This window comes from Aeromonas sanarellii, assembly GCF_000820085.1.
In the GTDB taxonomy this organism is placed as follows: Bacteria; Pseudomonadota; Gammaproteobacteria; order Enterobacterales; family Aeromonadaceae; genus Aeromonas; species Aeromonas sanarellii.
Genome location: NZ_CDBN01000032.1, coordinates 36,070 through 43,496 on the forward strand (window position 1 = coordinate 36,070; position 7,427 = coordinate 43,496).

The window sequence follows — 7,427 nt, forward strand, 5'->3', positions numbered from 1 at the left end:
CTCCTTTCGCCATCGGCTCCCGTCACGTGCGTCGGGAGAGCAGGGCATAATAGAGCAAGGGTATCACCACCAGGGTGAGCAAGGTGGAGACCAGGATCCCGAAAATCAGGCTGATGGCCAGTCCGTTGAAGATGGGATCATCGAGGATAAACAAAGCCCCGATCATCGCCGCCAACGCCGTCAGCATGATGGGTTTGGCCCGCACCTGCGCCGCTTCGATCACCGCCTGCTCGAACGGCATGCCAGCACCTCGCTGCTGCTCGATAAAGTCCACCAGCAGGATGCTGTTGCGTACGATGATCCCGGCGAGGGCTATCATCCCTATCATCGAGGTGGCGGTAAACTGGGCCCCCAGCAGGGCGTGCCCCGGCATCACCCCGATGAGGGTGAGCGGAATGGGGGCCATGATGATGAGCGGCACCAGATAGGAGCGGAACTGGGCCACCACCAGCAGGTAGATGAGGATCATCCCCACCCCGTAGGCTAGCCCCATGTCGCGGAAGGTCTCGTAGGTTACCTTCCACTCCCCGTCCCACAACAGCGCCACCTCCCCCAACTTGTCGGGCTGCTGCACGTAATATTGGGGCAGGTCGATGTCGGCACCGGCGGCAAACATGCCGTAGAGCGGGCTGTCGGTGTGGCCGCCCATGTCGGCCACCACCATCACCATGGGCTGCATGTTCTTGTGCATGATATAGCTGGGGGCCACCTCATCACGGCGACTCACCAGCTCTGATACCCGGACGAGCTGCCCGCTCTGGCTGCGCACCTTGAGGGCCAGCACGCCCGCCAGCTCCCGTTTGTCACCGGGAGCCAGTTCGATGCGGATCGGCACCGGATACTTGGCGCCGTGCCCCTGTAGCCAGCTGGCATCCTGATAACCCACCCCGCCATGGAGGGTGCTCACCAGATCCCCGAGATCGACCCCGAGCAAAGCCGCCTTGCTGCGATCCACCACCAGCCGCCACTTGGGCTGGGGGTCGGTCAGATAGATATCCACGTCCACCAGATCCGCCGTGGCCACGAAGCGGGCCTGTACGGCGCGAGCGGCCGCTTCACGGGCGGCCTGAGTCGGGCCATAGATTTCGGCAACGATGGGGGACCAGACCGGCGGGCCGGGCGGCACCTCCACTACCTTGAGGTTGCCCCCTGCCGCACTGGCGATAGCCTGCAAGGGGGCCCGCACCGACTGGGCAATCTGGTGGCTGCTGCGATCCCGTTCATGCTTGTCCACCAGATTGACCTGAATATCCCCCAGGTTGGCGCCGCTGCGGATAAAGTAGTGGCGCACCAGGCCATTGAAGTTGATGGGGGCCGCGGTGCCGGCATAGATCTGGTAATCCTTCACCTCCGGCACTTTTGCCAGCTCCCGCCCGACCGCCAGCAGGGTGCGCTCGGTCTGCTCCAGGGTCGCCCCCTCCGGCATATCGAGCACCAGCTGGAATTCCGACTTGTTGTCAAAGGGGAGCATCTTGAGCACCACCCACTGCACCATGGGCATGGCGGCGGCACCCGCTACCAGCAGCAGGATGGCCAGCCAGAGCTTGCGTCTGGCGCGCTTGGCGCCGTCACCGATCAGGAAAGGGGTCATCAGCCGCTGGAAGAGTCCGGCCTTGGCCTCACCGTGGACGACATGTGCCTCGCTCTTGAGCAGGTGGTTGGCCAGCCAGGGGGAGAAGATAAAGGCCACCAGCAGGGAGATAAGCATCCCCATACTGGCATTGATGGGGATGGGGCTCATGTAGGGGCCCATCAGGCCACTGACAAAGGCCATCGGCAGCAGGGCCGCGATCACGGTCAGGGTCGCCAGTATGGTCGGCCCGCCCACCTCGTCTACCGCCCCCGGAATGAGATCCTTGAGCGCCCCCTTGCCCAAGCCGCGATGGCGGTGGATGTTCTCCACCACGACTATGGCGTCATCCACCAGAATGCCGATGGAGAAGATCAACGCAAACAGCGACACCCGATTGAGGGTAAAACCCCAGGCCCAGCTCGCAAACAGAGTCAGTGCCAGAGTGATGACGATAGCCACCCCCACCACCAGCGCCTCGCGCCAGCCCATGCTCACCAGCACCAGCAGCACTACCGCCGTGGTGGCAAAAATCAACTTGCCGATCAGCGTGTTGGATTTGGTCTCGGCGGTGACGCCGTAGTCCCGGGTCACCGTCACCTCGACCCCAGCCGGGATAAGCCGGTTCTGCAAACTCTCGACCCGCGCCTCTACCCGTTTGGCCACATCGACCGCGTTCTGGCCCGGCTGCTTGCCGATGGCCAGCGTCACCGCCGGATAGCTGTGATCCCCCTGCCCCATCCAGCTGCGCTTGGTCGGGGTCTCCTGACCCAGAGAAACACTGGCCACATCCCCCAGATAGACAGGTTTACCGTCCTGCAGCCCCACCACCAGCTCGCGGGCCTGCTGCTCGCTTTGCAGGAACTGCCCCACCTGCACCTTGATCTCACTGTTGTTCTGCCAGGTGGCCTGTGTCGGGCCCACCCGATTGGCGGCAGCCAGTCGCTGACTCAGCTCGCCCCAGCTGATGCCGTGGGCGCTGAGTGCCGCCGGATCCGGCATCACCCGCAGTACCGCGCTCTGGCTGCCCAGACTGTAAATATCGCGAGTACCGGGAATGCGCTTGAGCTCGGTCTCCAGCTCATGGGCGACCCGGGTCAGCTCGGGGGCGCCCAGTTGCTTGCTCCAGAGTGTCAGGCTGACGATGGGCACGTCGTCGATGCCCCGGGGTTTGACCAGGGGCGGCCCGACGCCGAGCCCCTGGGGCAACCAGTCGCGGTGGGAATCGAGCTGGTTGTTGAGATCGACGATGGCCTGTTCGCGACTCACCCCTACCTTGAACACCACCACCAGCAGGGCGCCATCGGGTTGGGAGAAGGAGTAGAGGGTATCAATTCCCTTTATCTGGGAGACCACCTGCTCGGCCGGGGTGGTAACGAGGGACTCTACCTCCATCGGGCTGGCACCCGGGAAGGGGATATAGACATCGGCGAAGGTGACATCGATCTGCGGCTCCTCCTCCTTGGGAGTCACCAGCACCGCAAACAGACCGAGCAGCAGCCCCACCAGCGCCAGCAGCGGCGTGATGGCCGAGCCCTGAAACAGCGCAGCCAGTCGGCCCGCTGGCCCCAGCCTCCCCTTGTTGCCGTTCAGCTCGCTACTCATGAGCCACCGCCTGCTGCTGCGCCCAGGCATCGGGGGCCAGCTTGTCACCGGCTTGCAGCCCGGCCAGGATCTCGCACTGCCCAGCCAAGCAGTGGCCGACCCGCACCGGCGTCAGGGCCCAACCAACGGGCTGCTGCAGATAGACGCCGTTGAACTCCCCTTGCCGCAGTAGGGCGCGCTCCGGCACCTGCAGCAGCTGACGTTCGCCCTGCTTGAGCTGCACCTTGAGCCACATGCCGGGCAGCACCCCCGCCGTGCTCGGCGGCAGGTCGAGGCGCAGCCTGAAGGCGTGGCTCTGGCTGTCGGCATAGTTGAAGCGGGTCAGTTTGAGGGGGGTAACGGTGTTGCCATCCGGCAGCAGCACCTGCACATCCGCAGGCTCACGAGCCAGCTTCAGAGTTGATTGGGGCAGCTCCACCTCCACCCGCAATTCGTCAAGGGAGAAGCCGGAGAGCAGCGGGGTACCGGGGGCAACCGTCTCCCCCAGCTCCACCAGCCGCTTGGTCACCACTCCAGCGTAGGGGGCGAGGATGCGGGTATAGCCGTAGGCCTCGCGGGCCTGGGTGAGGGCTGCCTCGGCCGCATTCACCTCCGCGCGGGCGGCCCGGTCAGTCGCCTGGGCACTGTCGAGCTGGGCGCGGGTGATCACCCCCTTGGCGATCAGCGCCTGAAAACGGGCAAGCTGGCGCTCGGCTTCCACCTGCTGGGCCTGGGCCCGGGCCAGCCGCGCCTCGGCCCCCGTGACGGCGGCAAACTGCTCCTTGCCGCTGATCTCCAGCAGCGGTTGCCCCGCCTGCACCTCGTCGTTCACATCCACCAGCATACGGGAGACCCGACCGCTGGTCTGGGCCGCCACCGTCCCCTGATGGATGGCAGTGACTGTGCCATCCAGTGTCAGCCAGTCGGTCACCGGCTGTGGCGCCACAGTCAGCGGGGCCACCGGATCCCCTTCTGCGGCCAGGGCTTGGGTGGATGTCATGGCCTGCGATGTCATCACCAGCAAGGTGATCCCCAGCAACCGGATGTTTTCCATCATCACTCTCCTTCCCTGGCGTCATCAGTCACTTCACGGGATCAGGCGGTATGGGGCTGGCGAGCCTTGCTCCGTGCGGGAACCAGCACCCGGTCGACCAGCAAGATCCCGGCCACCATGGCTGCTATAAACAACATTATCATGGGCTGCCCGCTAGAAATGAGACTCAAGGCTGGCCCCGGGCAGATGCCCACCAGCCCCCAGCCGATGCCAAACAGCACAGCCCCGCCGATCAGGCGGCGATCCAGCCTGGGGGCCGGTACGGCGGCGATGGGCTCCCCCAGCAGGCTCTGACTGCGCGGTTTCACCAGCAGGAAGTATCCCGGCATAAAGACCAGCAGGGCGCCCCCCATGACGAAGGCGAGGCTGGGATCCCAGGCCCCCGCCAGATCGAGAAAACCGGTGACCCGTGCGGGATCCACCATGCCGGAGATGGCCATCCCCAGGCCAAACAGCAGACCCGCGAGCAAACTTGTCAGCAATGCCATGACGATCAACCCCTTACAGCAGATGATGAGTGACGAAGACGGTGATAAAGCCGGCCGCCATAAAGGTGAGGGTGGCCGCGATGGAGCGCACCGAGAGCCGCCCCATGCCGCAGATGCCGTGACCGCTGGTGCAGCCGTTGCCAAGGCGGGTGCCGACGCCCACCAGCAGACCGGCCAGCAGCACCAGCGGCCAACCGGGCAGGGTGGTAAATGCGGGCATGCTGGCCCAACCCAGGGTCAGCGCCAGCCAGGCGCCCGCCCCGAGCCCCAGCAGAAACAGCACCCGCCACGGCGCCCGGTGTTGCAAGGCACCGGCCAGAATGCCGCTGATCCCGGCCACCCGGCCGTTGAACAACATCAGGAGCAGGGCCGACAGCCCCGCCAGCATGCCGCCGCCCAAAGAGAGCAGCCATTGGCTTTCCATCATCAAGATTCCTTATTTTCAGAGTGACAAAAATGGGTTTGCAGCGCCGCCAGCACATCGGCGGCGGCCTCGCTCACCAGCGAGTAGTAGATCTGCTGGGAGACCTTGCGCGAACGGATAAGGCCATGGCGCTTCAATACCGACAATTGCTGGGAAAAGGCCGACTGCCCGAGCTGGCTGTGGGCCAACAGCTCCCCGACCCCCTTCTCCCCCTCCACCAGCTGGCAGAGCACCATCAGGCGTTCGGGATGAGCCAACGCCTTGAGCAGGGAGGCGGCCGCCGTCGCGTGTCTGTACATCTCGTCGAATGGGCTCATAAGCATAAATTAGCAATTGCTGATATTTAGTCTATTGTATAAATAAACACTAAATTAGCAACAACTAAACAACCAAAAAAAAGGAGAGACACATGACAGTCGATAACGGAGTCAGAGTGGTCGCAGGCTGCATCTTGCTGCTGTCGCTGCTGCTCACTGCCTGGGTCCACCCGGGCTTCGTCTGGCTGAGCGTTTTTGTCGGGGTCAACCTGATACAGAGTGCGTTCACCGGCTTCTGCCCCGCCGCCATGATCCTGAGGCGCATGGGCATGAAATAGCCCAGACCGGACGATGAAAACGAGGGAGCTATGGCTCCCTCGTGGTAAAACCCCATTTTGTTTCAATATGTTGCTGTCAGAGTCCCAGGGTTTACCCCGGCCGCCGCATCGGCTACCATGTGGCCTCTTTACCCATAGCGGAGACCATCAGTGGGCAACTCATCAAGTGACAGATGCACGCCGACCCCGTTCGTCGGCACCCCGGTCGCGAGCTAGCCGCAGGTCACTCCCTGCCGCGACTCGCCACCCCAGCGAGAAGCGGATCTTCCCCCCCCCCTTCTTTTTACACTTGACGTCAGGTGACCGGCCCAAGGCCGACACCTTGCCTGCATAGTTTCTGCTTCCCGAAAGGAGGCTACTATGCGCTTGACTTCACATAACCGGCTGGCCGGTGACACCCGCTCCCTGCTGCGCAGGCTGGGTCTTGGCCTCTGGCCGCGCCTGTGGTGCCGCCAGAGGCGCCGGCATCACTATCGACTGCATATCCGCTGCGAGGACAGGGCCGACATGGAGCGGGTGCTGGTCGGGGTGAGCCGCACCCTGCAGCCGGCCGGCCTGCACCCCAGGCAGGCCATGACACCCGGTCGCGGCGAAGGTCGCGTGCTGGTGCTGAGCCTCTGCTGCACGCCGCCCCAACGCCGCTACCTGGTGCAGTTCGTCCACCTGGTCGGGGCCGATCACCCGGTGCGCTGGGAGCTGCACCCGGACCCGGCGCCGGCCCCCCGCGCCCCCTTGCCGGCGCAAGGCCCGGGCCGGCGGCCCTAACGGGCCCGGCACTCCCCTCCCGCGCCTTCCCGGCCAGACGCGGGAGGGCGCGTTTTCATTCACCCCGCGCCGACCGCGTTCCTTCGATGTCCCCATGGACATCTCGCCCCGGGACACCGGGTCGGCCCCGTCAGAAGGAGTCACCCATGAGAATGTGGCAACAACTCGATTTCATCGCCCTGCTCGACACCCTCGCCAGCCTGCTGCTCGCCTTCGTGCTGGGCAGCCTGGTCGGCCTGGAGCGTCAGTACCGCCAGCGCACCGCCGGCCTTCGCACCAACGTGCTGGTGGCCGTGGGGGCGGCCCTGTTCGTCAACCTGGCCCAGCGCATCTACGACCTGCACGGCGGCAGCTACGGCGTGGTCCACGTGGTGGCCTACATCGTCTCCGGCATCGGCTTTCTCGGGGCCGGCGTCATCATGCGCGAATCGGGCAACATCCGCGGCATCAACACCGCCGCCACCCTGTGGGGGGTGGCGGCGGTGGGGGCCGCCAGCGGCGCCGGGTTCGCCCTGGAGGCCGTGCTCGGCGCCCTCTTCGTGCTGGCGGCCAACACCCTGCTACGCCCCCTGGTCAACCAGATCAACCGCCACCCGGTGGACAATACCGACACCGAGGTGACCTACCGCGTCACGGCCCTCATCCGCCGCACCCACCAGAAGGAGGTGCTGCCCTGGCTGGAGCAGATGCTGGAGCAGGCCAACTACCCCCTGAGCGAGCTCGACATCGAGCCGTTTGGGGAGCAGGATCTGGAGATCTCGGCGGTGCTGCTCGCCACCTCCATCGACGGTGACGAGCTCGACGCCCTGATGAAGCGGCTGGGGGAGCATCCCCGCATCAAGCAGATCTTCTGGCGCGCCAGCACCACGGATTGAGACTCCGGGCCCGCTCGGGCCATGGCGCCCAGCAAAAAGCCCCGCTGGATCGGCGGGGCTTTTTGCTGGGCG

The 7,427-nt window shown here is 65.0% G+C and carries 8 protein-coding genes; 3 read left to right on the forward strand and 5 right to left on the reverse strand.

Features of this window, described 5'->3' with window-relative positions:
- Nucleotides 1-22: 22 nt before the first annotated feature.
- From BN1132_RS06400 to BN1132_RS06420, 5 genes are read right to left on the reverse strand one after another with little or no spacing between them, the layout of a single operon-like run.
- Nucleotides 23-3,175, reverse strand: a complete 3,153-nt coding sequence (locus tag BN1132_RS06400; RefSeq protein WP_042076086.1) for an efflux RND transporter permease subunit — start codon at nucleotides 3,173-3,175, stop codon at nucleotides 23-25.
- Nucleotides 3,168-4,208: an efflux RND transporter periplasmic adaptor subunit gene (locus tag BN1132_RS06405; RefSeq protein ID WP_042076088.1), complete on the reverse strand. Its 1,041-nt coding sequence runs from the start codon at nucleotides 4,206-4,208 to the stop codon at nucleotides 3,168-3,170. Before BN1132_RS06405 ends, BN1132_RS06400 begins: the two co-directional genes overlap by 8 nt.
- Before the next feature lie 41 nt (nucleotides 4,209-4,249).
- Nucleotides 4,250-4,696, reverse strand: a complete 447-nt coding sequence (locus tag BN1132_RS06410) for a YeeE/YedE family protein (RefSeq protein ID WP_042076090.1) — start codon at nucleotides 4,694-4,696, stop codon at nucleotides 4,250-4,252.
- Between the two features lie 13 nt (nucleotides 4,697-4,709).
- Entirely contained in the window at nucleotides 4,710-5,123 is a 414-nt protein-coding gene (locus BN1132_RS06415) for a YeeE/YedE family protein (protein WP_042076092.1), read from the reverse strand.
- Nucleotides 5,123-5,437: an ArsR/SmtB family transcription factor gene (locus BN1132_RS06420; RefSeq protein WP_042076102.1), complete on the reverse strand. Its 315-nt coding sequence runs from the start codon at nucleotides 5,435-5,437 to the stop codon at nucleotides 5,123-5,125. Before BN1132_RS06420 ends, BN1132_RS06415 begins: the two co-directional genes overlap by 1 nt.
- A gap of 92 nt (nucleotides 5,438-5,529) precedes the next feature.
- Between BN1132_RS06420 and BN1132_RS06425 the strand changes: the two genes are divergently transcribed.
- The 3 genes from BN1132_RS06425 (at nucleotide 5,530) to BN1132_RS06435 (ending at nucleotide 7,355) form a co-directional block, all read left to right on the forward strand.
- Nucleotides 5,530-5,715, forward strand: coding sequence for a YgaP family membrane protein (locus BN1132_RS06425; RefSeq protein ID WP_042076094.1), 186 nt, complete (start codon nucleotides 5,530-5,532; stop codon nucleotides 5,713-5,715).
- Nucleotides 5,716-6,075: 360 nt separating this feature from the next.
- Nucleotides 6,076-6,480 (forward strand): hypothetical protein, encoded by a 405-nt coding sequence (locus BN1132_RS06430; protein ID WP_042076096.1) that lies wholly within the window; start codon nucleotides 6,076-6,078, stop codon nucleotides 6,478-6,480.
- A gap of 146 nt (nucleotides 6,481-6,626) precedes the next feature.
- The gene (locus BN1132_RS06435; protein WP_042076098.1) at nucleotides 6,627-7,355 is read left to right on the forward strand and encodes an MgtC/SapB family protein; all 729 of its coding nucleotides are present in this window, start codon (nucleotides 6,627-6,629) and stop codon (nucleotides 7,353-7,355) included.
- Nucleotides 7,356-7,427 lie beyond the last annotated feature (72 nt).

Coding starts and splice junctions, on each gene's coding strand:
- BN1132_RS06405 (WP_042076088.1), bottom strand. CDS start 4,208: ATGGAAAACATCCGGTTGCTGGGGATCACCTTGCTGGTGATGACATCG.
- BN1132_RS06420 (WP_042076102.1), bottom strand. CDS start 5,437: ATGAGCCCATTCGACGAGATGTACAGACACGCGACGGCGGCCGCCTCC.
- BN1132_RS06400 (WP_042076086.1), bottom strand. CDS start 3,175: ATGAGTAGCGAGCTGAACGGCAACAAGGGGAGGCTGGGGCCAGCGGGC.
- BN1132_RS06415 (WP_042076092.1), bottom strand. CDS start 5,123: ATGATGGAAAGCCAATGGCTGCTCTCTTTGGGCGGCGGCATGCTGGCG.
- BN1132_RS06430 (WP_042076096.1), top strand. CDS start 6,076: ATGCGCTTGACTTCACATAACCGGCTGGCCGGTGACACCCGCTCCCTG.
- BN1132_RS06435 (WP_042076098.1), top strand. CDS start 6,627: ATGAGAATGTGGCAACAACTCGATTTCATCGCCCTGCTCGACACCCTC.
- BN1132_RS06425 (WP_042076094.1), top strand. CDS start 5,530: ATGACAGTCGATAACGGAGTCAGAGTGGTCGCAGGCTGCATCTTGCTG.
- BN1132_RS06410 (WP_042076090.1), bottom strand. CDS start 4,696: ATGGCATTGCTGACAAGTTTGCTCGCGGGTCTGCTGTTTGGCCTGGGG.